The following is a 209-nucleotide window of genomic DNA, read 5'->3' as shown; positions in this document are numbered from 1 at the left end:
GCGTCGAGGTGGGCCGGGGCCAGCACCGAGCGCGGCACGACCACGTCGGCGACCGCGGGCTGCTCGTCGAGGCCGAAGACCGCCTCCACCCGGCCGCGCGCGGCCTCGGGGAGGGCGGTCGCGCGGGCGGGGTCGCCCCAGCGGCTGGGGTGCATCTCGCCCGCGACGGCGGTCGGCTCGAGCGGCAGGTGGTCGGTGCTCATGCGTTA

General features: G+C 78.9%; 1 protein-coding gene. It reads right to left on the bottom strand.

Annotated elements, in window-relative coordinates; all coding sequences use genetic code 11:
- Positions 1-203, bottom strand: a 203-nt coding sequence (locus tag QWY29_RS20895; protein WP_300963119.1) for a hypothetical protein, incomplete at its 3' end; no start/stop codon positions are given.
- Between the last annotated feature and the right edge of the window lie 6 nt (positions 204-209).

Origin of the sequence: Nocardioides abyssi (assembly GCF_030412915.1) — a bacterium.
Lineage (GTDB): Bacteria > Actinomycetota > Actinomycetes > Propionibacteriales > Nocardioidaceae > Nocardioides > Nocardioides abyssi.
The sequence above is the reverse complement of the archived record's forward strand: the minus strand, read 5'-3'. Positions and strand labels throughout refer to the sequence as shown.